The sequence below is a fragment of the Roseovarius sp. MS2 genome, from assembly GCF_051447875.1.
Lineage (GTDB): Bacteria > Pseudomonadota > Alphaproteobacteria > Rhodobacterales > Rhodobacteraceae > Roseovarius > Roseovarius mucosus_A.
The window spans coordinates 1,040,426-1,066,478 of sequence record NZ_JBKHVF010000001.1 but is presented as its reverse complement, the minus strand read 5'-3'; the positions used below and the strand labels follow the sequence as shown (position 1 = coordinate 1,066,478).

Below are 26,053 nucleotides of genomic sequence, written 5' to 3'. Positions count from 1 at the left end.
AAAGCGTGGGTCATGCGTAGGCCTCAACCGAGCCGTCATCATCGCGGCCAGAGGCGGCATCGGGGCCGGGGTGGCGATAAAGCAGGTCGCGGCCCATGTGGATGTTGTCATATTCCCGCTCGAACCACGCGCCCAGCCGTTCGGCCAGCGCGACAGAGCGCGTATTGCCCGGCACGATATTCGAGGTCAGCGTATCAAAGCCCAGATCTTCATAGGCATAGCGGCGCGCGCGCGCGGCCGCCTCATAGGCGATGCCGCGCCCCTCGAACCCGGCATAGAGCGCCCAGCCCAATTCCGGTTCGGGCCAGCCTTCGGGGTTCCAGATGCCCGCGATCCCTGCGGTCTCGCCGGTGTCCTTCATCTCGATGGTGAAATACCCATAGCCGTGGATATGCCAATGCCCGACGTTGAGCGCGAACCACCGCCACGCCTCGCCCCGGTTGGGTGATGACCCAAAGCCCTCGGACCGGTCGCGGTCGAGCAGAAAGGCGATTGTGGGCTCAATATCCCGTTGCTCTGGTCCACGCAGGACAAGGCGCGGCGTTTCCAGTGTGGGCGCTTGGGTGAGGGTCATGGCCGGGCCCCCCTCTGGTGGGGTGCCGGTTGCGGGGTCGGATATGAGTATTTATGCCAAGAAGAAGCCATGGTCACTTCTTCTTGCCAAAGCCAGAGAGGCCGGGGGGCAGGCCCATGCCGCCGCCGAGGCCCGGCAATTTGCCGCCCATGCCGCCGGGCAGCTTGCCGCCCAATGCCTTGGCCGCTTCTTCCATGGCCTGCGGGTCGTTCATATCGGGCATGCCGCCCTTGCCAAACATGCCTTTCATCGCCTGTTTCAGCATGCCGCCTTTGCCCATCTTGCCCATTTTCTTCATCATATCCGCCATCTGGCGGTGCATCTTGAGCAGCTTGTTGAGGTCAGACACATCCATGCCCGATCCGGCAGCGATCCGTTTTTTGCGGCTGGCCTGAAGCAGCGCGGGGTTGGCGCGCTCTTTCTTGGTCATCGACTGGATCATCGCGATCTGGCGGGTGAGCATCTTGTCGTCAAACCCGGCATCTTCGACCTGTTTGGCCATCTTGCCCATGCCGGGCATCATGCCCATCAGCCCCTGCATGCCACCCATCTTTTGCATCTGCTCAAGCTGACCCTTGAGGTCGTTCATGTTGAACTGACCCTTGGCCATGCGGCGCATCATCTTTTCGGCCTCAGCCGCCTCGATGGTCTCCTGTGCCTTTTCCACAAGGGCCACGATATCGCCCATGCCCAGAATGCGGCCTGCGATACGGTCCGGCTCAAAGGTTTCGAGCGCATCCATCTTTTCGCCAAGGCCGACAAAGCGAATGGGCTTACCGGTAATCGCGCGCATCGAGAGCGCCGCACCGCCGCGCCCGTCCCCGTCCATCCGGGTAAGAACAACGCCGGTCACGCCGATCTTGTCGTCAAACTCGGTGGCGACGTTAACGGCATCCTGACCAGTCAGGCCATCGACCACGAGCAGGGTTTCGCGGGGGTTGGCCACATCCCGCACCGCCGCCGCCTGCGCGATCAGCTCTGCGTCGATATGCAGCCGCCCTGCGGTGTCGAGCATGTAGACGTCATAGCCGCCAAGCGCCGCTTGCGTCTTGGCGCGTTTGGCGATCTGAACCGGGTCTTCGCCCTTGACGATGGGCAGGGTATCGACGCCAATCTGTTTGCCCAGAATGGCCAGTTGTTCCATCGCCGCCGGGCGGTTGGTATCAAGCGAGGCCATCAGCACCCGTTTGCCCTCGCGGTCCTTCAGCCGCTTGGCCAGTTTGGCGGTGGTGGTGGTCTTCCCCGAGCCTTGCAGACCGACCATCAGAATCGGCGCAGGCGGGTTGTCGATCTTGAGCGCGCCGGGATCGCCTTCGCCGCGCAATGTCTCGACCAGCGCGTCATGCACGATCTTTACGACCTGCTGGCCGGGTGTCACGGATTTGGTGACAGCCTGCCCAGTGGCGCGGCTCTCAACCGTCTTGATGAAATCACGCGCGACGGGCAGGGAAACGTCGGCCTCCAGCAGGGCGACACGCACCTCGCGCAGGGCGGTTTTCACATCCTCTTCAGACAGCGACCCCTGTTTGGTCAGCCGGTCAAAGACACCGGAGAGGCGTTCGGATAGATTTTCAAACATCGCTCAGGCTCCTATGCCGGTTGCTGCCATGTCACCCCATATAGGGGCAACGGTTCAAACGATAAACGCCCCCGTGGGCGCAACGCGCTGACGGGGGGCGATCCCGACACAGGGCCGGGACCGGAAGCATGGGCCTCCGGGATTGCGTGGGCGTTTAGCGCGCGGGTGGGGCAGAGTCAAGCATGGGGTCAGGACCGCGCAACTCGGCCAACCAGTGATTGATCGCGCGCACCACCTCCGCCGAGGCGCGGCTGCTGTCATAGATCTCGGTGATCGGATGCAAGAGCGGCGCGCCGCCCGCCCCATCCCGCAGAACAAGGGTGGGGCGATGCACGGGGCGGCGCACGCGCGACGGATCGGTGCTTGTCTCGCCGCCCGATAGCGTGCTCTCGCCCGTGGCGCGGATCACGTCCGAGAGGTCAAGGACCGTCTCGCGGTGACGCAGGATGGTTCGGCTGCGCAAAATCGCGGTGCCCGCGCGCGCATCCAAGATCACTTGCAGACGTTCAACAAAAATACACACACCTGCAAAGCCCAACCCGCCGCCGCCGATCAAAAAGACCAGCCCGCCAACAAGGGTCTGCGGCATAACCAAAAGGCCGACACCTGCAAACAAAACTGTGAACAGGCCCAGCATGATCGCCATGAACCAAGGCATGTCCTCGATCATCAAAAGATCTGGGCTGCTATGCGTGACTTTCATCGGTTGGCCGCTGCTGTGAGAGACGCGTACAGGCTACGCGCATTACGGGTGATTGCAACCGCCGCGTCGCCGCCGCATAGTTGCTAGGCGAACGGGATAGCTGGGCAGGGTGATCGGCGTGATGGAGAATTGGGACGAGGTGCGGACCGCCTATAATGTGGCGCGGATTGGCACCGTGAGCGGCGCGGCCGAGGTGCTGGGCGTGCATCATGCCACCGTTATCCGCCACATCGACGCGCTCGAAGAGAGGCTGGGCGTCAAGCTCTTTCAGCGCCATGCGCGGGGCTATACCCCGACCGAGGCGGGCGAAGACCTGTTGCGCGTGGCGCAGGCAACCGATGACCAGTTCAATCAGTTGGCCGGGCGGATCAAGGGGCAAGGCAACGATGTCTCGGGCGAGTTGGTCGTGACTTCGGTTGGCGGGCTCAGCCATCTGCTTGTGCCGGTGCTGGCCGCGTTTCAAGAGATGTATCCGGCATTGGTGGTGCGTTATTTGACCGGCGACCGCCTGTTTCGGCTCGAATACGGCGAGGCGCATGTTGCGATCCGGGCAGGCGCTGTGCCGGATCAGCCCGATAACGTGGTACAGCCGTTCTTTCAGCAACAGTTCACGCTTTATGCCAGTGAAAGCTACGTCGCGCGCCATGGCCTGCCCAAAGGGCCCGAGGATCTGCCGCATCACCGCTTTGTCGGCGCGGATGATCCAAAAACACGCGCGCCGTTCCTGCGCTGGTTGCAGGACAATGTGCCGGGCGAGGCCATCGTGTTTCGCTCGGGCGATGTGCATGCACAACGCAACGCCATCCTAGCCGGGGCCGGGATCGGGTTCACCTCGGTCTTGCAGGCCGCAGAGATGCCGGGGCTTATCCAGGTGACGCCGCCCCGTCCCGAATGGGCGGCCCCCCTTTGGCTGGTCACTCATATGGACCTGCACCGCACTACCAAGGTGCAAGCGTTCCTGAACCATCTCAAAGAGCGCGCGGCGGCATGGCCAGTGACGTGAGCGCGGGCATGACGCCTGCGCTCAAGGGGCATCTGGCGATGCTCTGTTTCTCTGGGCTGGTGGCGGGATCATTCGCGCTTGGGTCCATGGCGGCGCAGCATATCGCCCCCGCCGCCCTCAATGCGCCGCGTTTCTTGCTGGCCGCCGTGATCCTTGGCACAGGGGCGATGCTGGGCCGAGGCATTCCGCGCACCACATGGTCTGCCCCATGGCGCTACCTCCTGCTGGGTGGCGCGATGGGCCTGTATTTCGTGATGATGTTCGAGGGGCTCAAGACTGCGGCGCCAGTTTCGGCAGCGGCGGTCTTTACGCTTACGCCGATCATGGCGGGGATCGCCGGCTATCTGCTCTTGCGCCAGATCACAACGCCGCGCATGGCGGTTGCCTTGGGCGTCGGGGCGATGGGCGCGCTTTGGGTCATCTTTCGCGCTGATGTCTCGGCGCTCATGGCGTTCGAGGTCGGGCGCGGCGAGGCTATCTATTTCTTCGGCTGCGCGGCCCATGCCATCTATACGCCGCTGGTGCGCCGCCTCAATCGCGGCGAGCGTCCGGTGGTGTTTTCCTTTGGAACGATGCTTGGGGCGGCGCTCTTGGTGACAGCCGCAGGTTGGGGCGACCTGCGCGCGACCGATTGGTCAAGCTTGCCTGCCATCGTCTGGATCACCATTGTCTACACGGCGGTCTTTGCCACGGCGATAACCTTTGTCTGCCTGCAATACGCCAGCCTCAACCTGCCCAGTGCCAAGGTGATGGCCTATACCTATCTCACCCCCACTTGGGTCACGCTCTGGCAGACGGCGTTGGGGCATCCCTTGCCACAGTCGGTGGTGCTCATGGGGGTGGGGCTGACGGTGGTTGCGTTGGTGCTGTTGCTAAAGGATGAGGAGTGTCGGGTCTGAAGTCCGGCTGAATACATGCTTGGCGACATGATCTTGCTTCACGTTCAACCAAGGGTTACGGATGACTGGAACTTTTCAAATGTGAGTGAGGTGAGGTGATGTTGAGCATGTCCAAGTCGAAATTCTGGATCAGCCTGGTGGTAGTTGCGCTGCTTGCAGTGGTGCAGCCAATTCATGTTGCCGCGCAGGGCGCGGACGATCCATTCAGAAAGAAAGTCTTTCTGATGGTGGTTGCCAATTCGGCCAGCAGTGTTCGTTTCGAATCGGCCACATTCTGTCCGGTTGAGCCGAACGGCCAGCTAGATTGCGGGAGAAAGTGGCGAGGCAAGCGGAATCTAACCTTTAGGGTGAATTTGAAAGATCTGTCGCTGATGGACAATTCCGGGAACGCGAAAAGCCTGCACTGGAACCTGTTTTCACATGAATTCGTCTGGCAGGGACGCTACGCGGCATCGGCCGCCACATTCAGAGGGGTGACCCCCTCGAAAAATGACTTTGGTTTCTTTTTTGAGGCGCGGCCAGGCACGATTTATGTTCTTTATTCCGATGGGATGTCAAAAGAGGTCGCAATCGCCACCGCGAAAAAGGTTCTGTCCGAGGATGAAAGATTTGGGCATCGTCTGGGCGTGCTTGCGTTCGAGCCGGTACAGGCAGCGAAGGTAGCGTGTGAAGCAAGCTGGGAACTTTGCCAATTGGGCCAGAAGATTGATCCTAGCAAATTGAGCATGACCTTTCGACCGCGCTGATCCGAAAGAGAAGCGCTACGCGAAAATTTGGCTTGTACCTCAGAGAAAACTGGCCCCCTGAAGATCGCCGCGCAACCGGAGCATTTCCGGCGGGCGCGGTCCGTCGTCCGGCAGGGGGCAGGCGTCAGCCCTCATCCGGCAGTTCCGCCTTGAGAAACCGCTCGAACGCATCAAGATTGACCGCCTCGAACTGCCCAAAGCTCTGCATCCAGATCGAGGCATCGCGCAGCGCGTCCGGTTCCAGCTTGCACCATGTCACGCGGCCCCGGCGTTCCTGAGTGATCAGCCCGGCACGGCCCAGAATGCCCAGATGTTTGGAAATCGCGGCAAGGCTCATCTCGAATGGCTCCGCCACATCCGTGACCGCCATGTCATCCTCCAGCAGCATCGACAGGATCGCGCGCCGGGTGGGGTCGGCGAGGGCGGCAAAGACCATATCAAGGGCGAGCGCATTCTGCATGCCCTTCATAAGCCCAAGCGCGCGCCCCGCGTCAACGGCTGATCCATGCCGGGTGGGCTGAAACCGCTCTTGATCTGTGACAGGGTCGGGCGGCGCACCAGCCATTAGGCTGGGCGGACGCAAAACGGAAACACGAAAGGAAAGACGATGTTCTCGACAATCCTGGTTCCGGTCGATCTGCTCCACAAGGACACATTGGCCAAAGCGCTCGACGTGGCGGGGGATCTCGCCAAGCGGCATGGGGCGCGTATCATCGTGGCGGGCGTGGGCGGTGAACTGCCCAATGAGCTTGGCCATAACGCTGCCGAATTCACGCAGACCCTCCACAGCTTTGCCGAAAACCTGCGCAACAAATACGCCGTCACGGTCGAGGCCGAGCCGATCATCAGCCATGACCCCGAGGTCGAAACAACCTCGGCGCTGATGCAGGCAATCGAGCGTAGCGGTGCCGATCTGGTTGTCGTGGCCAGCCATGTGCCCGGCTTTCTCGAGCATATCTTTGCCTCGCATGGGGGCTATATCGCGCAACACGCCAAGGTCTCGGTCTTTGTCGTGCGCTGAAACTCAACCAAACGGTTGAATATACCAAACCGCCCCAGATCGCCTTTGGGGCGGTTGCGACGGAATGACCGCCCTGCATCTTCTTGGTAAAAATACTCAATAAAACAACGCTTTAACCTAGCGCCACGCAGGGGTCTCTGGCGCTTGACTCAGGCGTGCTCAGGACGTAGCACATGCGCAACATCCTGAGGGGGCTCCCGTGACCGATCCCGAGCAGCGCGCGCAACTGGCAGAGCTGGAAGCGAAGATAGCGAGGCTCAAGGCCAAGGACGCACCACGGCCCCATCAGGAAGAGCATTATTCTCAGGCCCAGATGGCTTGGCGAATGGTGATCGAGCTGGTGGCCGGTCTTTTGATCGGTTTCGGCATGGGATACGGGCTTGATGTTCTCTTGGGGACGATGCCGGTGTTCCTTGTCATCTTCACGTTGCTGGGGGTGGCCGCGGGCGTCAAAACGATGATGCGCAGCGCCGCCGAAATCCAGCAAGGCATGGACAAGCCCGCGCAAGGCGGGGATGAGAGGGCAAAGAATGGCGACTGAAGCGCACGGTGCCGGGGAACCCGGTCTGGTTTTCCACCCGATGGATCAGTTCATGGTCAAGCCGCTCTTTGGCGAGGGGGCCGTGGGCGTGTTCACGCTGACCAACGTCACCTTGTGGATGGCGCTGACAGTGCTCGCGATCATTGCGCTCATGGTCATGGGCACATCGCGCCGGGCAACGATCCCAAGCCGCACGCAATCCGTGGTCGAGCTGCTCTATGATTTCATCCGCAAGATGGTCGAGGATGTGGCGGGCAAGGATGCGCTGGTGTTCTTCCCCTATATCATGACGCTGTTTCTCTTCATCCTCTTCGCCAACTTCTTGGGCCTCTTGCCGATGGCCTTTACCACCACCAGCCATATCGCGGTGACGGCAGTGATGGCGATGATGGTCTTTCTGACCGTGACCGTTGTTGGCTTCGTCAAGCATGGTGTGGGTTTTCTGGGGCTCTTCTGGGTCAGTTCCGCGCCGCTCGCGCTGCGCCCAGTGCTGGCGCTGATCGAGGTGATTTCCTACTTCGTGCGTCCCGTCAGCCACTCCATCCGTCTTGCCGGTAACATGATGGCCGGTCACGCCGTGGTCAAAGTGTTCGCCGCCTTCGCGCCGATGATCCTGATCTCGACCGGGATCGGCATCGTGGTGACGCCGCTCTCTATCCTTGCCATCTCGACCATCTATGCGCTCGAGGTGCTGGTGGCCTTCATTCAGGCCTATGTCTTTACCATCCTGACCTGTGTGTATCTCAAGGATGCTCTGCACCCGAGCCACTAACAGGATGTGGTGGGTTTCCCCCACCCTACGAAACGACGGCGGGTTCGCCCGCCCCACGACCAACCGATCAATGCCAATTCCAACGTAAGGAGACATCACTATGGAAGGCGATATCGTTCAAATGGGTGCATATATCGGCGCTGGCCTGGCCTGCATGGGCATGGGCGGGGCTGCGATGGGTGTGGGCAATGTTGCCGGCAACTTCCTCGCTGGCGCGCTGCGCAACCCTTCGGCCGCTGCTGGCCAGACCGCGACGCTGTTCATCGGCATCGCCTTCGCAGAAGCGCTGGGGATTTTCTCGTTCCTCGTCGCCCTTCTGCTGATGTTCGCTGTCTAAGTCTCTCGGGTAGCTGATCCTTACGGCTGGGGGGTGGCGCAACGCCGCCCCTCGGTGACACGGAACTTTCCCCTAGGAGGACGACATGGCAAGCGAAACGCATGACGCCGCTGGTCAAGCCGCATCCACGCCGGGCTTGCCCCAGCTGGATTTTACGACCTTTGGCAACCAGATTTTCTGGCTCCTCGTCACGCTGGTCGTGATTTACTTTGTCCTGTCGCGCATTGCGCTGCCGCGCATTGCGGCCGTGCTGGCAGAGCGTCAGGGGGCCATTACCAACGACCTCGCCGCTGCCGAAGATCTCAAGGTCAAGGCTGTCGAGGCCGAACAAGCCTATCTCAAGGCGCTGGCCGATGCCCGCACCGAGGCACAGACCATCGTGGGTCAGGCCAAGGCCGAGATCAAGGCAGAGCTGGACGCCGCAACCGCCAAGGCGGATGCCGAGATTGCCGCGCGCGCGGCAGAAGGCGAAAAGAAGATTGCCGATATCCGGGCCACTGCGATGGACAGCGTCAAAGAAGTGGCCGTTGCAGCCGCTGCCGAGATCGTTGCCGTCATGGGTGGCAAGGCCGACGAGAAAACCGTCGGGGCCGCTGTTGCCGACCGGATGAAAGGATAATCGCCATGCAAAAGATGCTTTTGACCATGGTTGTCGCCGTCTTCGCCAGCCCCGCGCTGGCGGCTTCGGGTCCGTTCTTTTCGCTCTCCAACACGAATTTCGTGGTCCTGCTCGCCTTCCTGCTCTTTGTTGGCTTCCTGATTTACGTCAAGGTGCCGACACTCTTGGGCAAAAAACTCGACGAGCGTGCCGCCAATATCAAGGGCGAACTCGACGAGGCGCGCGCCCTGCGCGAAGAGGCACAGACCTTGCTGGCCAGCTACGAGCGCAAGCAAAAAGACGTGCAGGCACAAGCCGACCGGATCGTGGCGCAAGCCAAGGAAGAGGCGAACGCCGCCGCCGAAGAGGCTAAGGAAGAGATCAAGGCTTCGATTGCCCGCCGCATGCAGGCTGCCGAAGAACAGATCGCCAGCGCCGAGGCACGGGCCATCCGCGACGTACGCGATCAGGCTGTCGTCGTGGCGGTTGCCGCCGCGCGTGACGTGATCGCCAAGCAGATGACCGCCGCTGATGGAAATGCATTGATCGACGCGGCCATCGCGGATGTAGAAGCCAAGCTGCACTAAACAGCGCCATGGCACAGAATAGGCCCGGGTCGTAAGCGCCCCGGGCTTTTTCTTGTCTGCTTGAATTTTGTGATCACAAAACCATGCGCTGTCCGGGCGAGTCCTGAGAGAGTTTCCCGCACCAGCCCAGAGACTCAGGGAAACCATCAGGGAAAACCTGATTCCCATTGGCCTAATTTGTGATCACACGATTATTTACGTGATCACAAAAGCAATATTTTTGCGGCCAATTGCCTCAAAACAGGGGTTTTGGCGCGCGGGACAGGTGACAGCGCCGAGAAAAAGTATAACAAGAAACCAGCAAAAGACGGCTGTCGCGCCGCCCGCCATCTGCAAAGGAGTTGCTCCATGGCTGAAACCAAACCGGTTGAACGCCCGCTTTCGCCCCACCTGCAAATTTATCGCCCGCAACTGACCTCGATCACCTCGATCCTGACCCGGATCACCGGCAATGCCCTGATCGTGGCGGCGCTTCTGATCGTGTGGTGGCTTTTGGCGGCCTCTACCTCTGACGCCTATTTTGCCATGGCCGATGCGGTGCTGACCTCTTGGTTTGGCGATCTGGTTCTGTCCCTCTCGGCTTGGGCGGTGTGGTATCACTACCTCGCGGGGCTGCGGCATCTCTATTTTGACGCGGGCAAGGGAATGGACATTCCCACCGCCGAGAAACTCGGTTGGGGCTGCATCATCGGCTCGGTCGTGCTGACCGTCATCACCCTGCTTCTGGTCTGAGGAGAGCATCATGCGTTATCTGACCGCACGCAAACGCGCCGAGGGCAAAGGGGCCGCTGGCACCGGGACCGAACATTTCTGGTATATGAAACTTTCGGGTGTTGGCCTTGCCCTGATCATCCCGGTGTTTCTGGTGGCCTTTGGCCGCGCCCTTGGCGGTGACCGCGCCGAGGTGCTGGCCGCCTTTTCGCATCCGGCCATGGCCATTCTCACCGGCCTCGTGATTTTCTTTGGCCTGCGCCACTACGCAAGCGGCGCGCAGACCATGATCGAGGATTACAGCCACGGCAGCACGCGCCGGGGCCTGATTATTGCCGTGACCGTTCTAAGTTACGGGCTGATCGCCACCGGGCTTTTCGCCCTTGCCAAGATCGCGCTGTGAGGACCTGAACAAATGGCTGCTTATGAATACGAGACGCATGATTATGACGTCGTGGTTGTCGGCGCGGGCGGCGCGGGCCTGCGGGCGACACTCGGCATGGCCGAACAGGGCCTCCGTACGGCCTGCGTGACCAAGGTTTTCCCGACCCGCTCGCACACCGTTGCGGCACAGGGCGGCATTGCCGCATCGCTTGGCAATATGGGCCCCGATAGCTGGCAGTGGCATATGTATGACACGGTCAAGGGTTCGGATTGGCTGGGCGATACCGACGCAATGGAATATCTCGCGCGCGAGGCGCCCAAAGCGGTCTATGAGCTGGAACATTACGGCGTACCGTTCTCGCGCACCGAAGAGGGCAAGATCTATCAGCGCCCCTTTGGCGGCCATACCACCGAATTTGGAGAAGGCCCGCCCGTGCAGCGCACCTGTGCCGCCGCTGACCGCACCGGCCATGCCATCCTTCACACGCTCTATGGTCAAAGCCTCAAGCAAAAGGCCGAGTTCTACATCGAATATTTCGCCATTGATCTGGTGATGACCGATGGGGCCTGCACCGGCGTCGTTTGCTGGAAACTCGACGATGGCACCATCCACGTCTTCAACGCCAAGATGGTCGTACTGGCCACCGGCGGCTATGGCCGCGCCTATTTTTCGGCGACCTCTGCCCATACCTGCACCGGCGACGGTGGCGGCATGGTGGCGCGCGCCGGTCTGCCGCTGCAAGACATGGAATTCGTGCAATTCCACCCCACCGGCATTTTCGGCGCTGGCTGCCTGATTACCGAGGGCGCGCGTGGCGAGGGCGGATACCTCACCAATTCCGAGGGCGAGCGTTTCATGGAACGCTACGCGCCCAATTACAAGGATCTCGCCCCCCGCGACTATGTCAGCCGCTGCATGACGATGGAAATCCGCGAAGGGCGCGGCGTGGGCGCGGATGGCGATCACATCCACCTCAACCTCAGCCACCTGCCACCCGAGGCGCTGCATCTGCGCCTGCCCGGTATTTCCGAGTCTGCGCGCATCTTTGCCGGCGTTGACGTGACAAAGGAACCGATCCCGGTTTTGCCCACCGTGCATTACAACATGGGCGGCGTGCCGACGAATTACTGGGGCGAGGTGGTCAATCCCACTCAGGACAATCCCCATGCCGTCGTGCCCGGCCTCATGGCTGTGGGCGAGGCGGGCTGCGCCTCTGTGCATGGCGCGAACCGGCTTGGCTCCAACTCGCTCATTGACCTTGTGGTCTTTGGCCGCGCTGCTGCCATTCGCGCAGGCAAGGTGGTGGATCGCGACTCGGCGGTGCCCGCCACCAACAAGGCCGAGGTGGACAAGGCGCTCAGCCGCTTTGACGGGCTGCGCCATGCCACCGGCGCTGTGCCCACCGCCGAATTGCGGCTCGAAATGCAGCGCACGATGCAGGCAGATGCCGCCGTGTTCCGCACCTCGAAAACGCTGGCCGAAGGCGTCGAGAAGATGAAGACCGTCGCGGCCAAGATGGATGACATCAAGGTCACGGACCGTAGCCTTGTGTGGAACAGCGACCTGATGGAAACGCTGGAACTGACCAATCTCATGCCCAATGCGCTCGCCACGATCTTTGGGGCCGAGGCCCGGCAAGAAAGCCGCGGCGCGCATGCGCATGAAGATTTCAGCACCCGCGACGACGAGAAATGGCGCGTTCACACGATTGCGCGGGTCGACGGCAATTCCGTCGATCTCAGCTATCGCCCGATCATCACAACGCCTCTGACAGACGAGGATCAGGGCGGCATCAGCCTCAAAAAGATCGCGCCAAAGGAACGGACGTTCTAAGGGAGAGAAGCATGTCACAGCTTTCATCGTCGTTAAGCAAAGGGGTTTTCGCCGTGCTGATGGTGGCGTTTATTTCGACGCCCGCGTTTGCCAATCCGGGTCCACGCATACCGGTGCAGGAACAGCGCAAGGCGATCCTTGATTGTCGCTACGAAATGGGCATTCGCGGACCTGCTCGTTTTGGCGCGACATGGTCAGAACTGCCGCCCGGTGGCAGCACCGTGAGCTGGATCGTCCCCGGAACAAACCTAAGCCCGGCGCAGGCGGACCGGATCAACGAATGTGCCGATCAAAGGCTGGGGCGAGCATCAACCCCGCGTTTTGCGTCCGAAGCACAGGAGAAGAGCGTGCGCGTGCGTCGGACTTGCCCAGCCCATGCGCCTGTGATGTTCGGTGGCTCAACATACTGTCTCAGGGGTAACTGACCTGATGACCCGACCTGTATTGGCTTTCACCGCAATAATCGCCCTTACCGCCTGCGAGGCGACCAATCAGGTCGCCGATACCGTCGCGCGCGAGCGGGCCAAGAGCGTGGTCAACACAGTCGTCGCACAGCGCTTTCCGGGCCTCAACGCTGCCCCGATCACCGATTGCGTGATTGATGCCGCCTCTGCCGGAGAGATCATTCAGATCGCAAGCGCCAGCGTGTCAGGCGTAACACCTGAAACCACGCAGCAAGTGATCGCAATCGCACAGCGCCCCGAGGCCGTGCAATGTATTGCCCAAAATAGCCTGACCCTCTTGGGCGGCTGACAAGGAGTAGCAAGATGGTTCAACTCACACTCCCCAAGAATTCGCGCATGACCACGGGCAAGACATGGCCCAAGCCCGAGGGTGCCAAGACCGTGCGCAAGTTCCAGATTTACCGCTGGAACCCGGATGATGGCAAAAACCCGCGGGTGGACACCTATTTCGTGGATATGGACACCTGCGGCCCGATGGTTCTGGATGCGCTGATCAAGATCAAGAACGAGATTGATCCCACGCTCACCTTCCGCCGCTCTTGCCGCGAGGGGATTTGCGGCTCTTGCGCGATGAATATCGACGGGATCAACACGCTGGCCTGCATCTACGGTATGGATGAAATCAAGGGCGATGTGAAAATCTACCCGCTGCCGCATATGCCGGTGGTCAAGGATCTGATCCCCGACCTTACGCATTTCTACGCGCAGCATGCCAGCATCATGCCGTGGCTGGAAACCAAAACCAACCGTCCCGCAAAAGAGTGGCGGCAGAGCATCGAGGACCGCGAGAAACTCGATGGGCTTTATGAATGCGTGATGTGCGCGTCCTGCTCTACCTCTTGCCCGTCCTACTGGTGGAATGGCGACAAATACCTTGGACCGGCCGCACTTTTGCATGCCTATCGTTGGATCATCGACAGCCGGGACGAGGCAACAGGCGAGCGGCTTGATGATCTTGAAGACCCGTTCAAGCTTTATCGGTGCCATACCATCATGAACTGCACGAAAACCTGCCCCAAGGGCCTCAACCCCGCCAAGGCCATCGCTGAGATCAAAAAGATGATGGTCGAGCGGCACGTCTGATCGGACACAGGGACAATGGCAAGCGAGGGCTTATGGTTTGCGCTGCTCTTGGCCCTGATCGCGGGCGCGGCCATGCCCCTTGGGGCGGCGCTCGCGCTCTCCGCAACCTTTAGGCGGCTGCCTGCGCCTGCGACCCATGGCATCGTTGCCTTTGGCGGTGGCGCGCTTTTGGCGGCGATTGCGCTGGTGCTGGTGCCCCATGCGCGCGATACGCTTTCCGCGCCCGTGGCGCTTGCTGCCTTTGCTGGCGGCGGGATCGCCTTTTTTGCCATCGACCGCTTTCTTGAATCGCACGGCGGGCGCGGTGCGCAGCTTATGGCGATGCTGCTCGATTTCCTGCCCGAGGCCATGGCCATCGGGGCCATGCTGACCGCGCAGGCCGAACGCGCGCTCTTGCTGGCCGGGCTCATTTTCCTGCAAAATCTGCCCGAGGGCTTTGCCGCCTTTCGCGACATCATGCGTGGTGGGGCGGTCCGGGGGCATCGGATCGTCTTGCTCTTTGCCGGGCTTGCCCTGCTTGGGCCGGTCTGCGCAGCCATCGGCTTTTCTTTTCTCTCCGAGATGCCGCAGGTTCTGGGGGTTATCATGATGTTTGCGGCGGGCGGCATTCTCTACCTGATTTTTCAGGATATCGCCCCCGCCGCCCGTGCGCGCCACAGTTGGTTACCGCCTCTGGGGGCGGTCTTTGGCTTCACGCTGGGTTTGGCCGGGGATATGCTGATCGGCTAAAATCCGTGCCTTGCATCAGACGCATGGCAAGACTGCGCGCTTGGCGGTTTATGCCGCAGCGCAGAAGATTATGTAAGTGCCATGGAAATATGGAGATGAACCCATGGCTTACCCGGTCAAAACCCCTGTCGCCCCGGCTGTAAAATCGGCCCCAATCACCCCGGATTGGGTCGCCGTCTATTACACGCCCGAGGCCCCCGCAAACCTGCCGCAAGCGCCCGGTCTTGATGCACTCGATCAGATGTATGCCTATTACGAGGCTTGAACGCCCCGGCACAAATCGGGGCAGGGCCTTATGCCTTGCCCCAGCCTTGCCTCACTCTACCGCCCGGATCAGTTTGCGCTCTAGCACCCGCAGCACGGTCTTCAGGTCATGGCCGCGCTTGAGCACCTGACCATCCATGCCAATCACCGCATATTGCCCCTGTTTGCCCTGCAATTTTGGCCGCTTTTCAATCCGGTAGAGCGGATGTTCCGCGGTGCGGCGAAAGATCGAAAACACCGCCACCTCGCGCAGACAGGAAATACCGTAGTCGCGCCACTCTCCCGCCGCGACCATGCGCCCATAGAGCGACAGAATCACGCCCAGTTCAGTGCGTTGGAACGCCACCTGAGTGGTTGAGGGATGCGCGCCCGCAATCGGGCCGAGGCTTTGCAAACTCATGCCTCCAGAGTTGCGCCAATCCTGCGCCAAATCAAGCGCTTTCCTGACCGGCCTCAGGCAAACCGCCCCTGACAGAACCACCCGCCCGAGATTTGCCCGCCATGGGCACGAAACAGCCACAGCCGCTCGCCGCGCGTCGTCACCACCTGCCAGTAGTCGCGCACCCCGCTGCGCCACGCCGGGTCCTCCAGCCACCATTCCGGCGCAATCCGCTCTGGTCCGCTGGCCCCGGCCACCTCATGCACCCGCCCGCGCCAGCGAAACGGCAGCGTGATGTCCCCCGTCTCGGGCCGCGTTACTGCCTCGGGCGACCAGATCAGCAGCGGGCGGCGCGCCTCGGGTGTGGGCCAAGGCGCGGTGGCAGGCTCTGACCAGGCGGCGGCAAGGGTCAGCGCCGATTTCTCGGGAATATGGCTCTCGGCGGGATGGCGGCGGGTGATCGCCTCCAGCCCGATACGCCCGCCCAGCCGGGTGATCAGATCAGCCAGCGCCGCTTCTTGCGCACCGGGCCCTCGCCCACGGCCCAAACCGCTTTCGCCCTGCCGGGTTTCCATTCGCGCGGTCACAATCGTCTCTAGCCGCAGCATGTCGATCCCAAACCCGGCGTCGATCCTGTCAAGCTGCATCTCCAGAAGTGGGCGCATCGCCTCTGGCTGGTCCACCGCACGTGCCAGCCGCACCTCGACCGCTTGCAGCCCACCATCGGCACGATAGGCCTCGAGCCGCAGATGCCGCGCGCCCTGTCCCTTGCCCTGCAACAGAAGGCAAAGCCGCTCGGTCAATCGGCACACTGCGGCCTCCAGATCACCGCGCAATCCGATCGGGTCCGGCAGGCTCAGCCGGGTGGCAAAGCGCGGGGCCGGGGCCGAGGGCGACATCGGCTCTGGTACATGGCCCAAGGCCTGATCCAGCCGCAACATCACCTCGGGGCCAAAGCGGCGGGCAAGGCTGGCGCGCGGTTGCGCCGCCAAGTCCCCGATCCGCCGCAGCCCCAGCCGCGCCAGATCCGCCACCACCACAGGGGGCAGCCGCAGCGCCGCGACTGGCAAAGGTGCCAGCCTGTCTGGCAGATGCCCCGGCGGGGCAATCTCATCCGCCTCAGCGCCCACCGGCACCACAGGGGCCGCGCCGCCGCGCTCCCAATGCCGCCGCTTGGCGGCACGCGACCGGGTGGCGCGGGCCTCTTGGTCGATGGCATCGCCCGAACGCTGCGCCGCCACCCCTTGCCCGGCATAGCGCGCCAATGCCCATGCGCCCCCCACCGTATCCGCCAGCCCACAGCGCAGGCTGAGGCCCAGATCCCCGGCTTCGGCGCGCAGCGTGGCGATCAGCCCCGCTTCGCCGCCAAAGAGATGCGCACAGCCCGTGACATCCAAGAGCAGGCCCGCCGTGCCCTCGATCCCCACCAAAGGCGAGAACCGCCCGGCCCAACGCCCCAATGCGGCCAGAAACGCCGCCTCCGCCGCACGGTTGCGGGGGCGGGTGATCAGGTCCGGGCAGAGCGCCTGCGCGGTGCGCAGCGGCTGCCCCGGTTTCAGCCCCAGCGCCTCGGCGCGCAGTGACACAGAGGTCAGCACCTGATCCTGCGCCTCGGCACTGACCACCGCAAAAAGCCGCGTGTCCGGGTCCGTCACCCGCCGCAACAGGCGCTCGGCCCCAAGCCGGGGAAACCAGATCGACAGGATGCGGCGGGTGGGCATGGCGGGTTTCGTTCTCTATTTGTTCCATATCAAATAGAGCGAGGGCTGGGCGGAGTCGAGTCAGCCGCCGCGCGGATTGCTGGGCCGGGGACTAGCGAAGCAGCGGCACCGTCTGGCACTTTATGCACGCAAAGTTCGTGTGATCCCACAGCATAGCGCTCCCTCTCCAAATCGCTAGGCCGCGGGACGGCCCAGCGATCCGCGCGGCGGCGCGTGCCGCGCCTTGTTCCGCGCGGGGGATAGCCGACACTGCCGTACCGCGCTGTTCAAAGCCGTCACATCGAATTTCGACGTGGTGCCCCCTCACCCACAGGCGATCCGTGTGATCACCCCGTCCGCGTCATGCTCGACATTCAGCCGATCGGGGCGGTAATCCATCGTTACCATCGCCCCCGGTGGCAGAATCCGCACCGCAGCGCGCCCGCTGAAATCCTGCGCCGCAACCGGCGTGCCGATCAGCGCCTGCATCTGCGCCGCACCGCAGGCATCGCCCTCCGGCGCCTCGTCCTGCGGGCCAAGACACCCCGCCAATGCCCCGATCATCAGGGCTGTGCTAAGGATTTTCTTCATGGTTTCGCCTCTCTTGCCGGAAATTGCCGCAAAAAGTGCCGCAGTCCGGGGTCTGCGTGACGCTCTCGATATTGAATCACCGCGCCGCATGACGCAAGACTGCGGCAAATTGCAAAGGAAAGGATAACACATGCGCACACGTGCTGCGGTTGCGGTTGAGGCAGGCCGCCCGATGGAGATCATGGAGGTGAACCTTGAGGGCCCGAAGGCGGGCGAGGTTCTGGTGGAGATCAAGGCGACGGGCCTGTGCCACACCGATGATTTCACCCTGTCGGGGGCCGATCCAGAGGGGGCGTTTCCGGCCATTCTGGGGCATGAGGGCGCGGGCGTCGTGCTCGAGGTGGGCCCCGGTGTCACCAGCCTGCAACCGGGCGATCACGTCATTCCGCTTTACACGCCCGAATGCCGTGAATGCGAATACTGCCTCAACCCGAAAACCAACCTGTGCCAGAAAATCCGCTCGACCCAAGGCCAGGGCGTGATGCCCGATGGCACCAGCCGGTTTTCGATGCTGGATGGCACGCCGATCCTGCATTACATGGGCTGCTCGACCTTTGCCAATCACACGGTCCTGCCCGAGATTGCGCTCGCGAAGGTGCGCAAGGATGCGCCCTTTGACAAGATTTGCTACATCGGCTGCGGTGTCACCACGGGTGTGGGGGCGGTGATCAACACCGCCAAGGTCGAGATCGGCAGCCGGGCGATTGTGTTCGGTCTGGGCGGCATCGGCCTCAACGTGCTGCAAGGCTTGCGGCTGGCGGGGGCGGATCAGATCGTCGGCGTCGATATCAATCCGGGCCGGATCGAGATGGCGATGCGCTTTGGCATGACCGATTTCGTCAACCCCAAAGAGGTCACGGGCGATCTGGTGGCGCATCTTGTGGCGCTGACCGGCGGGGGGGCGGATTACACATTCGATGCCACCGGCAATGTGGGCGTGATGCGCACGGCGCTCGAGGCGGCGCACAAGGGCTGGGGCGAGAGCATCATCATCGGCGTGGCGCCTGCGGGCGCAGAAATCAGCACGCGGCCGTTCCAACTGGTCACGGGGCGGTCGTGGCGCGGCACGGCCTTTGGCGGCGCGCGCGGGCGCACGGATGTGCCCAAGATTGTCGATTGGTACATGCAGGGCAAGATCGAGATCGACCCGATGATCACCCACACCATGCCGCTCGAGGATATCAACAAAGGGTTCGAGCTCATGCACGCCGGCGAAAGCATCCGCAGCGTGGTGATTTACTAAGCGCTATCCCAAGACCCCATGCAACGCCGCACAGCCCCCTGTGCGGCGTTTTGCATTGCGGGCGGCACGCCAGCGATTAGATTTGCCGCCAAACCCGATGGAGGATCACAAGATGAGCGACACGACCTATACCCCGCCCGATGTCTGGACATGGGAGGCCCCCTCTGGCGGGCAATTCGCCTCGATCAACCGCCCCATCTCGGGCGCGACCCATGACAAGGAACTCCCCAAGGGCGCGCATCCCTTTCAACTCTATTCACTGGCCACGCCCAATGGGGTCAAGGTCACGGTGATGTTCGAAGAGTTGCTCGCCGCAGGCCATGACGCCGAGTATGACGCCTGGCTCATCAATATCAGCGAGGGCGATCAATTCGGCTCTGGCTTTGTCGCGGTCAATCCCAATTCCAAGATCCCGGCGCTGCTGGACCACACCGGCGACACGCCCCTGCGCGTGTTCGAAAGCGCGTCGATCCTGATGCATCTGGCCGAGAAATTTGGCGCCTTCTTGCCCAAGAGTGGCCCTGCGCGCACCGAAACCCTGAATTGGCTTTTCTGGCAGATGGGCAGCGCACCCTATCTGGGGGGTGGCTTTGGCCATTTCTACGCCTATGCGCCCGAGAAATGGCAATATCCGATCGACCGTTTCGCGATGGAGGTGAAGCGCCAACTTGACGTGCTCGACCGTCAATTGGCCAAGCGGCCCTTTATTGCAGGCGATGAGTATACCATTGCCGATATGGCGATCTGGCCGTGGTATGGCCAGCTTTGCCTTGGGCGGCTTTATAATGCGGCGACGTTTCTGGATGTTGCCAGCTATAAACACGTCATGGCCTGGGCGGAAAAGATTGACGCGCGCCCCGCGGTGAAGCGGGGCCGCATGGTCAACCGCAGCTTTGGCGAGCCGCAGGAGCAACTGCGCGAGCGCCACGCGGCCACGGATTTCGACACGCGGACCCAAGACAAGATCGGCTAATTCGGATGGTGCCACGGCCCCGCATAGGCGCGGTCGTGGCGCATTTCTTCTGAACTGGCCTCAGCCCTCGTGTTCCGCCAGCCAGCGCTCGGCATCAAGTGCCGCCATACAGCCCATGCCCGCCGATGTGACCGCCTGACGATAGACATGGTCGGTCAGATCACCTGCGGCAAAGACGCCGGGAACAGATGTGCGGGTGCTGCCCGGCACAACCTTGACATACCCGCCATTATGCAGCTCCAGCCGGTCCTTGACCAATTCGCTGGCAGGGGCGTGACCGATGGCGATGAACACGCCCTTGCACGGGATTTCCGTGATAGCACCGGTTTCGACATGACGCACTCGCACGCCCTCGACACCTTTGGGATTGTCGCTGCCAAAGACCTCGTCCAGCGTGTGAAACCACAGGGTTTCGATCTTGGGGTTCTTCATCAGCCGGTCTTGCAGGATCTTTTCGGCGCGCAGGGTGTCGCGGCGGTGAATAAGCGTGACCTTTGAGGCGAAATTGGTCAGGAACAGCGCCTCTTCCACCGCCGTATTGCCCCCGCCGATCACCACGATTTCCTGACCGCGATAGAAAAACCCGTCGCAGGTGGCACAGGCCGATACGCCAAACCCCTTGAACGCCTCTTCCGACGGCAGGCCCAGCCATTTGGCCCGCGCCCCGGTGGCGAGGATCACCGCATCGGCGGTATAGGTGGTGCCGCTGTCGCCCTTTGCCACAAACGGACGGACATCCAGATCAAGCGAAGAGATGATATCGCCCACGATGTCACAGCCCATCGCCTTGGCATGCGCCTCCATCCGAACCATGAGGTCTGGCCCCTGCACTTCGGTATCGCCGGGCCAGTTCTCGACCTCGGTCGTGGTGGTCAACTGGCCGCCCGGCTCGATCCCTTGCACCAGAATGGGCGAGAGCATGGCACGGCTGGCATAGACGCCTGCGGTATAGCCAGCAGGGCCAGAACCGATGATCAGGCATTTGGTGTGACGGGTGTCGGGCATGGGGGCTCTCTCATGTGATCTGCGGATTTGGCGCATGATATAGCCCTCTGGCGCGGGGCATGTAACCCCTTGCAGGGCGGATATGCACAGGGCGCTGGGGGGTCTATTCGGGAAATGATCTTGCGCAATAGCGAAACATAATTGCGCATGTGACCCATGATGCTATAACAATTGCGAAATTCAATAAGGAGTCCCCCATGGCCGCGTCCCGTCTTGATCCCATAGATCGCAAGATTCTGGCGGAGTTGCAGGCCGATGGCCGGATGACCAACGTGGAACTGGCCAAGCGCGTGGGTATTTCGGCCCCGCCTTGCCTGCGCCGGGTCCGCACGCTCGAAGAGCAGGGCTATATTCGCGGCTATCACGCCGATGTGGACCCCCGCGAACTCGGGTTCGAGGTGCAGGTGTTCGCCATGGTCGGGCTGCAAAGTCAGGCCGAGGCAGATCTGAGCGCCTTTGAGGCGCGCTGCCGCGCTTGGCCCTTGGTGCGTGAATGCCACATGCTCAACGGCGAGGTGGATTTCATCCTCAAATGCGTGGCCCCCGATCTCAGCACCTTTCAGCGCTTTTTGACCGAGGAACTGACAGCCGCCGACAATGTCGCCAGCGTCAAGACATCGCTGGTCATTCGTGGGGCCAAGGACGAACCCGGCGTGCCGTTCGAGATCCTTGAGGCGCGGCTCAGCCAGTCGGCCTGAGGTCAGGCAACGCTCAGCGTATCAGGCGCATCAAGCGGCAGACGCAGATGGGCCAGCGGGCCAAATTGATGCGGCTCTTGAATCTGCGGAAAAAGGGATAGGAAGAGCGACAGCATGCTCGGCCCCACGTCGCGCTCGAACCCGGCACCGGGGTGAAAGCTCTCGACCTCAAGCCCGTTGGCCGTGATCAGCGCATGTCGCCGCAGCCAGAGGTGATAGAATGTCACCGCACGCGGCGGTGTGACACCAAAGGCATGTAGCCCATCCGCCAGCACATGCGCTGGGCTCAACACGTGATCCGATCCAATGCTTGCGCGCATGTTGCGTGGGCGCGTCAGAATGCGCGCGCCGGGACCGGCCAGCAAATCGGCCATTGGCCGCGCAATGCCAAAGGCATCGGCCATGATGCGCGTCAGCTTCACCGAACGGCTGGCAATATCCTCGGGGCGCAGGGTCATGCGACCAATCCAGAGCACCGGCAGTGGGCCATGCGCCGAGGTCTGCAAGAGATCACCGGGCAGCAGGTCTTCGATTGCAATCGGCCCGCGCGTGGTGGTGATCAGCGTGCCGCGCGCGAAGGCAGAATGTGCTGCATCAAACAGCGGCAGGGCCGGGGCCATATGCTCGCGTTCCTCAATGCCACCATCGGCCTTTAGCCAGAGGTTGGTATAATGCCGCATCGGCAGGCGGGGTGTTTCAGGATGCGCAAGAATGCGGCGCACAGGCGTCGCATAGGCGGCGTTTGCCGTCAGGCGGGGGATACTCATTGCTGTGTCACCTCGAATTCAAGGATGTCACAACCGCGTCGGCCCCCACCGACAACGACAGATGGACAAATCTGTTTGTATAGTGGGGCCAATATGCGGGCGTTGCGGGCTTTAAGTCAAACTTTCAGGGTAATTGTTCGCAGCCCGTGACAAGTGGCGGCAATCCGGCGCGATTGTCCCTGCTTCGCTCAATCGGCTTGCCACAATTCAAAGCCATATCCGCGAATCACCTAACCCCTGCCTGTCCTGCTTGACGCAGTGATCATTCGGGATGTATTCTGAATTTGGAATGTTTAAACCCCCCTCGGGATTGCGGATCGACCAGACCCGCAACGCATCAGATAACGTGGCGCAGGCCCTGAGCTTGTGGGATTGATGATCATGATTTTTGGACGCTGGATGCGCAGACGAAAGAGGGTTGGCTTTGCGCCGGCGCTGCTCGTCTTGTTGCTCAGCGTTCGGGTCGCCACAGCCGCCGCCGTCGATTGCCAACACGAATTGGCCGATGCCGCGCAGGCCCATCACCACGCCCAAGACCTCCTCAAGATCGAGGCCATCGCGCTTGGCGGTGCGCTGTGTCTGGTCGAAGAGAATCCCGGCGCGCTTGTTGCACCCCCCGCCGAGGCCAAGCATGACAGCCCGCATCTGAATACACCCTGTCCCTTCTTCAAGTCGCCGGTGGTGCTGACGGATGTGACCATCGCGCTCATTGCGCGAGAGCATAGCTTTTCGCGGGTTGTGCGCGTTTACGATGACATGCGCGCAGCAGTGGGCGATCTGCCCATCGCCTATAGCCCGCGCGCGCCGCCCGTGGTTGCCTTGGGATAGTTGGTATAGGTGCCACCCGGCACGCCCCGCCGTTGCGTGGCAAGCGGTCCGCTCGAGCGGGCCAGATGACAGGCTAAGCACATTGCATCGCGCCCGCGTGACCCATGCCAGCCCCCTTTGGCTCAAACTGACATCGGAATGAAACCCTGATTTTCAATTGATCGCCGTCGCGACTGTTGCGGGCTCTTTTGCGCCCGGTCCGACGTGCATCCCCAAGAACAAGAGACTGAAAGACCATGACACAGACTTCTCTGACGGCCGGTGCTCTTTGCGCCGCGCTTGCCCTATGGCTGACTGCGCCCGCTATGGCGCATGACGGCACCACAGCCCCCAAGGACGGGCTGCGCGTCAGCGTGACCGATCTGCCGCCGTTGCGCGCCGATGGCCACGCCCCCGTTGGTGTGATGGGCGAACACCGCCACAAGACCGGCGAAGTGATGCTGTCCTACCGCTTCATGCATATGGACATGGAGGGCTATCGCAGTGGCACCAACCGGCTTAGCCCCGAACAGGTGGCCATGACGCCCAATACGTTTTTCGGTCTGCCGGGCCAGCCGCCCAACATCCGCGTCGCGCCCACCAGCATGACCATGGATATGCATATGTTTGGCGCGATGTATGCGCCGAATGATCGACTGACTCTGATGACCATGCTGCCCTATATCACCAAGCAGATGAACCACATCACCTTTGCAGGCCCCGCCGGCACCACCCGTCTGGGCACATTCAAGAGCCAATCCGAAGGTTGGGGCGATCTCAAGGTCTCCGCGCTCTACGGGCTTGGGACTTGGGGCAATCACAAGCTGCACCTGAATTTCGGTGCCAGCCTGCCCACTGGCTCTACCACGGAGCAGGCAACGGTCCTCACCCCAACAGGGGCGCTCGCGACAATGCGCATGCCCTACGGGATGCAGTTGGGTTCTGGCACCTTCGATCTCTTGCCCGGCATCACCTATAGCGCGCGGTCGGGCAATACCGGCTGGGGCGCGCAACTGACTGGTGTGATCCGCACCGGCAAGAACAACGGCTACCATCTGGGCAACGAGATGGCGATGACCACATGGGCCAGCTATCAGCCCAAGCCGTGGATCAGCCTGTCGGGCCGCATCGAGGCCAAGAGCGTGGGTGACATCAGCGGGCGCGATTCGCGCATGGTCGGCCCGTCGCCCACTCTCAATCCCGATAACTACGGCGGCGAAACGGTAACGCTCTATGCGGGCGTCAACCTTGTGGCGCAAAAGGGCGCGCTGCGCGGGCATCGTCTGGCGCTCGAGGTCGGCGCGCCGGTCTATCAGGATCTGAACGGGCTTCAGCTTGAGACGGATTGGACCACGACACTGGGCTGGCAATACGCTTTCTAAGCTGTGTTGCCTGTCATCGAAACGACACCCGTCCCGGGCTTGACCCGGGACCTCGTCGATCCTGCGTAGAGGCCCCTAGTCAGGCCCGAGGCGATGTGAGCCCGATCAGACGCTCCAGTTCCAAGCAACGCGGTGCGCGGTTCAGGCCGCGCGCCGCACACACTCTTGCAGGCCTGACATGCTCTTGCGCCCCAGTTGCGCCAGCGTCAGGCTCACCTCTTCGGTCATCACCTCCCAGAGCCGGTGCAGCCCCCGCTCGCCCCCCGCCGCCATGGCAAAAAGCAGGGGCCGCCCGAGAAAGGCAAAATTCGCCCCCATGGCATGTGCCTTGACGATATCCTCGCCCGACCGCAGCCCGGAATCGAAAAACAGCGGAAATTCCGGCCCAAGCGCCGCGCGCATCTCTGCCAGCATCAAAATAGGCTCCGGTGCGCCATCCAACTGCCGCCCGCCATGGCTGGAAACCTGTATCGCATCCACCCCAGCCGCACGCAGCCGCACGGCATCCTCCACGTCCAGCACGCCCTTGATCACCAGCTTGCCGGGCCAGGCCGCGCGCAGCCGGTCAAGATAGGACCAATCCGCCGCCGCCCGGCTGGCGGTGCGGTCAAAACCACCCTGCCGGAAATTCGCCATCTCTGGCTTGCCATGCAGCAGCGTGCCCAGCGACCAGCGCGGATGCAGCGCGAAATCAACGAATTGCCGTGGTCCGATCTTGAACGGCATCTTGAACCCGTGGCGCAATTCGCGCGGGCGGCGGCCTACTTCAGGCACATCCAGCGTGACGACAAGGGTTTGATAGCCCGCCGCCCGCGCCCGCTCGACCAGCGCCATGGTGCCGCTACCATCACCACTGAAATAGAGCTGAAACCACGCATGCCCCTCGGCTACCTCGATCATCTGCTCCAGCGGGGTCGAGGCGACGGTTGAAACACCCAAAGGCACGCGATCCCGCGCCGCCAGCCGCGCCAGCATAAGATCGGCCCCCGGCGTGCTCAGGTTGCACATCCCCATCGGCGTGATGCCAAAGGGCACGCGCGCCGCGTGCCCGAACACATTCAGCGACAAATCCCGTTTGGCCACATTGCACAGAACACGCGGCTTCAGCCGCAAATCCCGCAACGCCGCACGATTGAGCGCCTCGCCATGTTCTTCCCCCGCAGCGCCGTCGATATAATCGAACACCATCCACGGCAGACGTCGCCGCGCCAAACGGCGCGCATCCTCGGCGGAATGAATGGCATCGGCCCCCATCGCCTTACCTAGCGCAGCACATGCACGGCGCAGGGCGCATGCCGCACCACCCGCGCCGCCGTCGAGCCCAAGAGAAAGTCGCTCAGCCCCGGTTTGTGCGACCCGACGATGATGCAATCCGCACCGTGCTTTTCGGCATAATCCGTAATCGCCCGTCCCGAATGACCGCGCAGCATCACAGGCGTCACGTCGGGCGCCCCCGCCACCCGCTCGGCCAATTGCGCCTGCGCGCGCTTATAGGCCCCTTCGACCACCTCTTCATCCAGATAGGCCCGCACCGAGCCTTGGACCGGCTCATAGGCGTGCAGGGCGATGATCTCGCCCCCGTCAGCACGCAGCGCGCGGGCAACCTCCAACGCGCTTTCGCTGATCCCGTGTTCCAGCGACAGGCCGACAATGATTTTGCGATACATGACGCTCACTCC

33 protein-coding genes are annotated in these 26,053 nt (G+C 62.2%); 22 read left to right on the top strand and 11 right to left on the bottom strand.

Features of this window, described 5'->3' with window-relative positions:
- Positions 1–10 precede the first annotated feature (10 nt).
- The 3 genes from ACLGGT_RS05380 to ACLGGT_RS05370 form a co-directional block, all read right to left on the bottom strand.
- Entirely contained in the window at positions 11–574 is a 564-nt protein-coding gene (locus ACLGGT_RS05380; RefSeq protein ID WP_437195198.1) for a GNAT family N-acetyltransferase, read from the bottom strand.
- A gap of 73 nt (positions 575–647) precedes the next feature.
- Positions 648–2,153: a signal recognition particle protein gene (ffh, locus tag ACLGGT_RS05375; protein WP_081507401.1), complete on the bottom strand. Its 1,506-nt coding sequence runs from the start codon at positions 2,151–2,153 to the stop codon at positions 648–650.
- Positions 2,154–2,307: 154 nt separating this feature from the next.
- Positions 2,308–2,856: a hypothetical protein gene (locus tag ACLGGT_RS05370; protein ID WP_008279672.1), complete on the bottom strand. Its 549-nt coding sequence runs from the start codon at positions 2,854–2,856 to the stop codon at positions 2,308–2,310.
- Positions 2,857–2,977: 121 nt separating this feature from the next.
- Between ACLGGT_RS05370 and ACLGGT_RS05365 the strand changes: the two genes are divergently transcribed.
- The 3 genes from ACLGGT_RS05365 (at position 2,978) to ACLGGT_RS05355 (ending at position 5,504) form a co-directional block, all read left to right on the top strand.
- Positions 2,978–3,859, top strand: coding sequence for a LysR family transcriptional regulator (locus ACLGGT_RS05365; RefSeq protein ID WP_008279671.1), 882 nt, complete (start codon positions 2,978–2,980; stop codon positions 3,857–3,859).
- A gap of 8 nt (positions 3,860–3,867) precedes the next feature.
- Positions 3,868–4,758, top strand: a complete 891-nt coding sequence (locus ACLGGT_RS05360) for a DMT family transporter (protein ID WP_437197397.1) — start codon at positions 3,868–3,870, stop codon at positions 4,756–4,758.
- Positions 4,759–4,865: 107 nt separating this feature from the next.
- Positions 4,866–5,504, top strand: coding sequence for a hypothetical protein (locus ACLGGT_RS05355; RefSeq protein WP_375554650.1), 639 nt, complete (start codon positions 4,866–4,868; stop codon positions 5,502–5,504).
- A gap of 124 nt (positions 5,505–5,628) precedes the next feature.
- On the opposite strand, the gene ACLGGT_RS05350 is transcribed toward ACLGGT_RS05355, so the two are convergent.
- Positions 5,629–5,973, bottom strand: a complete 345-nt coding sequence (locus ACLGGT_RS05350; protein WP_375554773.1) for an ArsR/SmtB family transcription factor — start codon at positions 5,971–5,973, stop codon at positions 5,629–5,631.
- A 138-nt stretch (positions 5,974–6,111) separates the two neighbouring features.
- Here ACLGGT_RS05350 and ACLGGT_RS05345 point away from each other — a divergent pair, with 138 nt between their 5' ends.
- The 14 genes from ACLGGT_RS05345 (at position 6,112) to ACLGGT_RS05280 (ending at position 14,830) form a co-directional block, all read left to right on the top strand.
- Positions 6,112–6,525: a universal stress protein gene (locus tag ACLGGT_RS05345; RefSeq protein WP_008279668.1), complete on the top strand. Its 414-nt coding sequence runs from the start codon at positions 6,112–6,114 to the stop codon at positions 6,523–6,525.
- Between the two features lie 199 nt (positions 6,526–6,724).
- Positions 6,725–7,066: an AtpZ/AtpI family protein gene (locus ACLGGT_RS05340; protein ID WP_008279667.1), complete on the top strand. Its 342-nt coding sequence runs from the start codon at positions 6,725–6,727 to the stop codon at positions 7,064–7,066.
- Positions 7,056–7,838 (top strand): F0F1 ATP synthase subunit A, encoded by a 783-nt coding sequence (locus tag ACLGGT_RS05335; RefSeq protein ID WP_037296858.1) that lies wholly within the window; start codon positions 7,056–7,058, stop codon positions 7,836–7,838. Before ACLGGT_RS05340 ends, ACLGGT_RS05335 begins: the two co-directional genes overlap by 11 nt.
- A gap of 100 nt (positions 7,839–7,938) precedes the next feature.
- Positions 7,939–8,175 (top strand): F0F1 ATP synthase subunit C, encoded by a 237-nt coding sequence (locus ACLGGT_RS05330; RefSeq protein ID WP_008279665.1) that lies wholly within the window; start codon positions 7,939–7,941, stop codon positions 8,173–8,175.
- Positions 8,176–8,260: 85 nt separating this feature from the next.
- Positions 8,261–8,794 carry a F0F1 ATP synthase subunit B' gene (locus ACLGGT_RS05325; protein ID WP_008279664.1) on the top strand — a complete coding sequence of 178 codons (534 nt, stop codon included), beginning with the start codon at positions 8,261–8,263 and terminating at the stop codon, positions 8,792–8,794.
- Between the two features lie 5 nt (positions 8,795–8,799).
- Positions 8,800–9,360: a F0F1 ATP synthase subunit B gene (locus ACLGGT_RS05320; RefSeq protein WP_421999586.1), complete on the top strand. Its 561-nt coding sequence runs from the start codon at positions 8,800–8,802 to the stop codon at positions 9,358–9,360.
- Positions 9,361–9,708: 348 nt separating this feature from the next.
- Positions 9,709–10,092 carry a succinate dehydrogenase, cytochrome b556 subunit gene (gene sdhC / locus ACLGGT_RS05315; RefSeq protein ID WP_008279661.1) on the top strand — a complete coding sequence of 128 codons (384 nt, stop codon included), beginning with the start codon at positions 9,709–9,711 and terminating at the stop codon, positions 10,090–10,092.
- A gap of 10 nt (positions 10,093–10,102) precedes the next feature.
- A complete protein-coding gene (gene sdhD, locus ACLGGT_RS05310; RefSeq protein WP_008279660.1) occupies positions 10,103–10,474 on the top strand; it encodes a succinate dehydrogenase, hydrophobic membrane anchor protein in 372 nt (123 codons plus the stop codon).
- Positions 10,475–10,486: 12 nt separating this feature from the next.
- Positions 10,487–12,289, top strand: coding sequence for a succinate dehydrogenase flavoprotein subunit (gene sdhA, locus ACLGGT_RS05305; RefSeq protein ID WP_008279659.1), 1,803 nt, complete (start codon positions 10,487–10,489; stop codon positions 12,287–12,289).
- Between the two features lie 11 nt (positions 12,290–12,300).
- On the top strand, positions 12,301–12,714 hold the full coding sequence (locus ACLGGT_RS05300) for a hypothetical protein (protein WP_421999591.1): 414 nt from the start codon (positions 12,301–12,303) through the stop codon (positions 12,712–12,714).
- Between the two features lie 4 nt (positions 12,715–12,718).
- On the top strand, positions 12,719–13,042 hold the full coding sequence (locus ACLGGT_RS05295; RefSeq protein WP_437195197.1) for a succinate dehydrogenase: 324 nt from the start codon (positions 12,719–12,721) through the stop codon (positions 13,040–13,042).
- 14 nt (positions 13,043–13,056) lie between these two features.
- Positions 13,057–13,836: a succinate dehydrogenase iron-sulfur subunit gene (locus ACLGGT_RS05290; protein ID WP_008279657.1), complete on the top strand. Its 780-nt coding sequence runs from the start codon at positions 13,057–13,059 to the stop codon at positions 13,834–13,836.
- Positions 13,837–13,851: 15 nt separating this feature from the next.
- Positions 13,852–14,565: a ZIP family metal transporter gene (locus ACLGGT_RS05285; RefSeq protein ID WP_081507407.1), complete on the top strand. Its 714-nt coding sequence runs from the start codon at positions 13,852–13,854 to the stop codon at positions 14,563–14,565.
- A 103-nt stretch (positions 14,566–14,668) separates the two neighbouring features.
- Complete coding sequence (locus tag ACLGGT_RS05280) at positions 14,669–14,830, top strand: hypothetical protein (protein WP_437195196.1); 162 nt, start codon at positions 14,669–14,671, stop codon at positions 14,828–14,830.
- A gap of 51 nt (positions 14,831–14,881) precedes the next feature.
- Here the strand turns inward: ACLGGT_RS05280 and ACLGGT_RS05275 are convergent, their stop codons facing one another.
- The 3 genes from ACLGGT_RS05275 to ACLGGT_RS05265 all read right to left on the bottom strand — a co-directional run bounded on the left by ACLGGT_RS05275 (position 14,882) and on the right by ACLGGT_RS05265 (position 17,499).
- Positions 14,882–15,229: a DUF2794 domain-containing protein gene (locus ACLGGT_RS05275; RefSeq protein ID WP_008279654.1), complete on the bottom strand. Its 348-nt coding sequence runs from the start codon at positions 15,227–15,229 to the stop codon at positions 14,882–14,884.
- A 53-nt stretch (positions 15,230–15,282) separates the two neighbouring features.
- On the bottom strand, positions 15,283–16,929 hold the full coding sequence (locus ACLGGT_RS05270; protein ID WP_437195195.1) for a Y-family DNA polymerase: 1,647 nt from the start codon (positions 16,927–16,929) through the stop codon (positions 15,283–15,285).
- Positions 16,930–17,232: 303 nt separating this feature from the next.
- Complete coding sequence (locus tag ACLGGT_RS05265; protein ID WP_219434995.1) at positions 17,233–17,499, bottom strand: I78 family peptidase inhibitor; 267 nt, start codon at positions 17,497–17,499, stop codon at positions 17,233–17,235.
- A 130-nt stretch (positions 17,500–17,629) separates the two neighbouring features.
- Here ACLGGT_RS05265 and ACLGGT_RS05260 point away from each other — a divergent pair, with 130 nt between their 5' ends.
- Complete coding sequence (locus ACLGGT_RS05260) at positions 17,630–18,742, top strand: S-(hydroxymethyl)glutathione dehydrogenase/class III alcohol dehydrogenase (RefSeq protein ID WP_437195194.1); 1,113 nt, start codon at positions 17,630–17,632, stop codon at positions 18,740–18,742.
- Between the two features lie 112 nt (positions 18,743–18,854).
- Positions 18,855–19,715: a glutathione-dependent disulfide-bond oxidoreductase gene (gene yghU, locus ACLGGT_RS05255; RefSeq protein WP_375554655.1), complete on the top strand. Its 861-nt coding sequence runs from the start codon at positions 18,855–18,857 to the stop codon at positions 19,713–19,715.
- Positions 19,716–19,775: 60 nt separating this feature from the next.
- Here yghU and trxB read toward each other — a convergent pair whose 3' ends face one another.
- Positions 19,776–20,720, bottom strand: a complete 945-nt coding sequence (trxB, locus tag ACLGGT_RS05250; protein ID WP_219435782.1) for a thioredoxin-disulfide reductase — start codon at positions 20,718–20,720, stop codon at positions 19,776–19,778.
- Between the two features lie 197 nt (positions 20,721–20,917).
- Between trxB and ACLGGT_RS05245 the strand changes: the two genes are divergently transcribed.
- Positions 20,918–21,418: an Lrp/AsnC family transcriptional regulator gene (locus ACLGGT_RS05245; protein ID WP_008279648.1), complete on the top strand. Its 501-nt coding sequence runs from the start codon at positions 20,918–20,920 to the stop codon at positions 21,416–21,418.
- Positions 21,419–21,420: 2 nt separating this feature from the next.
- On the opposite strand, the gene ACLGGT_RS05240 is transcribed toward ACLGGT_RS05245, so the two are convergent.
- Complete coding sequence (locus ACLGGT_RS05240; RefSeq protein WP_437195193.1) at positions 21,421–22,185, bottom strand: Hint domain-containing protein; 765 nt, start codon at positions 22,183–22,185, stop codon at positions 21,421–21,423.
- Positions 22,186–22,584: 399 nt separating this feature from the next.
- Between ACLGGT_RS05240 and ACLGGT_RS05235 the strand changes: the two genes are divergently transcribed.
- A complete protein-coding gene (locus ACLGGT_RS05235) occupies positions 22,585–23,013 on the top strand; it encodes a hypothetical protein (RefSeq protein WP_437195192.1) in 429 nt (142 codons plus the stop codon).
- A 236-nt stretch (positions 23,014–23,249) separates the two neighbouring features.
- Positions 23,250–24,374, top strand: coding sequence for a transporter (locus ACLGGT_RS05230; protein WP_437195191.1), 1,125 nt, complete (start codon positions 23,250–23,252; stop codon positions 24,372–24,374).
- Between the two features lie 141 nt (positions 24,375–24,515).
- Here the strand turns inward: ACLGGT_RS05230 and ACLGGT_RS05225 are convergent, their stop codons facing one another.
- Together ACLGGT_RS05225 and ACLGGT_RS05220 are read right to left on the bottom strand one after the other, a co-directional pair.
- Positions 24,516–25,628, bottom strand: a complete 1,113-nt coding sequence (locus tag ACLGGT_RS05225; protein WP_421999606.1) for an alpha-hydroxy acid oxidase — start codon at positions 25,626–25,628, stop codon at positions 24,516–24,518.
- Between the two features lie 8 nt (positions 25,629–25,636).
- Positions 25,637–26,041 carry a universal stress protein gene (locus tag ACLGGT_RS05220; RefSeq protein ID WP_008279643.1) on the bottom strand — a complete coding sequence of 135 codons (405 nt, stop codon included), beginning with the start codon at positions 26,039–26,041 and terminating at the stop codon, positions 25,637–25,639.
- Positions 26,042–26,053: the final 12 nt, after the last annotated feature.

Excerpts from the sequence above, each read along its gene's own strand:
- ACLGGT_RS05260 (WP_437195194.1), top strand. The coding sequence starts at position 17,630 with ATGCGCACACGTGCTGCGGTTGCGGTTGAGGCAGGCCGCCCGATGGAG.
- ACLGGT_RS05345 (WP_008279668.1), top strand. The coding sequence starts at position 6,112 with ATGTTCTCGACAATCCTGGTTCCGGTCGATCTGCTCCACAAGGACACA.
- ACLGGT_RS05295 (WP_437195197.1), top strand. The coding sequence starts at position 12,719 with ATGACCCGACCTGTATTGGCTTTCACCGCAATAATCGCCCTTACCGCC.
- ACLGGT_RS05380 (WP_437195198.1), bottom strand. The coding sequence starts at position 574 with ATGACCCTCACCCAAGCGCCCACACTGGAAACGCCGCGCCTTGTCCTG.
- ACLGGT_RS05245 (WP_008279648.1), top strand. The coding sequence starts at position 20,918 with ATGGCCGCGTCCCGTCTTGATCCCATAGATCGCAAGATTCTGGCGGAG.
- ACLGGT_RS05270 (WP_437195195.1), bottom strand. The coding sequence starts at position 16,929 with ATGCCCACCCGCCGCATCCTGTCGATCTGGTTTCCCCGGCTTGGGGCC.
- ACLGGT_RS05225 (WP_421999606.1), bottom strand. The coding sequence starts at position 25,628 with ATGGGGGCCGATGCCATTCATTCCGCCGAGGATGCGCGCCGTTTGGCG.
- ACLGGT_RS05275 (WP_008279654.1), bottom strand. The coding sequence starts at position 15,229 with ATGAGTTTGCAAAGCCTCGGCCCGATTGCGGGCGCGCATCCCTCAACC.
- ffh (WP_081507401.1), bottom strand. The coding sequence starts at position 2,153 with ATGTTTGAAAATCTATCCGAACGCCTCTCCGGTGTCTTTGACCGGCTG.
- yghU (WP_375554655.1), top strand. The coding sequence starts at position 18,855 with ATGAGCGACACGACCTATACCCCGCCCGATGTCTGGACATGGGAGGCC.
- ACLGGT_RS05335 (WP_037296858.1), top strand. The coding sequence starts at position 7,056 with ATGGCGACTGAAGCGCACGGTGCCGGGGAACCCGGTCTGGTTTTCCAC.
- ACLGGT_RS05280 (WP_437195196.1), top strand. The coding sequence starts at position 14,669 with ATGGCTTACCCGGTCAAAACCCCTGTCGCCCCGGCTGTAAAATCGGCC.
- ACLGGT_RS05240 (WP_437195193.1), bottom strand. The coding sequence starts at position 22,185 with ATGAGTATCCCCCGCCTGACGGCAAACGCCGCCTATGCGACGCCTGTG.
- sdhC (WP_008279661.1), top strand. The coding sequence starts at position 9,709 with ATGGCTGAAACCAAACCGGTTGAACGCCCGCTTTCGCCCCACCTGCAA.
- ACLGGT_RS05235 (WP_437195192.1), top strand. The coding sequence starts at position 22,585 with ATGCGCAGACGAAAGAGGGTTGGCTTTGCGCCGGCGCTGCTCGTCTTG.
- ACLGGT_RS05325 (WP_008279664.1), top strand. The coding sequence starts at position 8,261 with ATGGCAAGCGAAACGCATGACGCCGCTGGTCAAGCCGCATCCACGCCG.
- ACLGGT_RS05350 (WP_375554773.1), bottom strand. The coding sequence starts at position 5,973 with ATGAAGGGCATGCAGAATGCGCTCGCCCTTGATATGGTCTTTGCCGCC.
- ACLGGT_RS05290 (WP_008279657.1), top strand. The coding sequence starts at position 13,057 with ATGGTTCAACTCACACTCCCCAAGAATTCGCGCATGACCACGGGCAAG.
- ACLGGT_RS05370 (WP_008279672.1), bottom strand. The coding sequence starts at position 2,856 with ATGAAAGTCACGCATAGCAGCCCAGATCTTTTGATGATCGAGGACATG.
- sdhA (WP_008279659.1), top strand. The coding sequence starts at position 10,487 with ATGGCTGCTTATGAATACGAGACGCATGATTATGACGTCGTGGTTGTC.
- ACLGGT_RS05230 (WP_437195191.1), top strand. The coding sequence starts at position 23,250 with ATGACACAGACTTCTCTGACGGCCGGTGCTCTTTGCGCCGCGCTTGCC.
- ACLGGT_RS05365 (WP_008279671.1), top strand. The coding sequence starts at position 2,978 with ATGGAGAATTGGGACGAGGTGCGGACCGCCTATAATGTGGCGCGGATT.
- trxB (WP_219435782.1), bottom strand. The coding sequence starts at position 20,720 with ATGCCCGACACCCGTCACACCAAATGCCTGATCATCGGTTCTGGCCCT.
- ACLGGT_RS05355 (WP_375554650.1), top strand. The coding sequence starts at position 4,866 with ATGTCCAAGTCGAAATTCTGGATCAGCCTGGTGGTAGTTGCGCTGCTT.
- ACLGGT_RS05330 (WP_008279665.1), top strand. The coding sequence starts at position 7,939 with ATGGAAGGCGATATCGTTCAAATGGGTGCATATATCGGCGCTGGCCTG.
- ACLGGT_RS05285 (WP_081507407.1), top strand. The coding sequence starts at position 13,852 with ATGGCAAGCGAGGGCTTATGGTTTGCGCTGCTCTTGGCCCTGATCGCG.
- ACLGGT_RS05220 (WP_008279643.1), bottom strand. The coding sequence starts at position 26,041 with ATGTATCGCAAAATCATTGTCGGCCTGTCGCTGGAACACGGGATCAGC.
- ACLGGT_RS05265 (WP_219434995.1), bottom strand. The coding sequence starts at position 17,499 with ATGAAGAAAATCCTTAGCACAGCCCTGATGATCGGGGCATTGGCGGGG.
- ACLGGT_RS05320 (WP_421999586.1), top strand. The coding sequence starts at position 8,800 with ATGCAAAAGATGCTTTTGACCATGGTTGTCGCCGTCTTCGCCAGCCCC.
- ACLGGT_RS05300 (WP_421999591.1), top strand. The coding sequence starts at position 12,301 with ATGTCACAGCTTTCATCGTCGTTAAGCAAAGGGGTTTTCGCCGTGCTG.
- sdhD (WP_008279660.1), top strand. The coding sequence starts at position 10,103 with ATGCGTTATCTGACCGCACGCAAACGCGCCGAGGGCAAAGGGGCCGCT.
- ACLGGT_RS05360 (WP_437197397.1), top strand. The coding sequence starts at position 3,868 with ATGACGCCTGCGCTCAAGGGGCATCTGGCGATGCTCTGTTTCTCTGGG.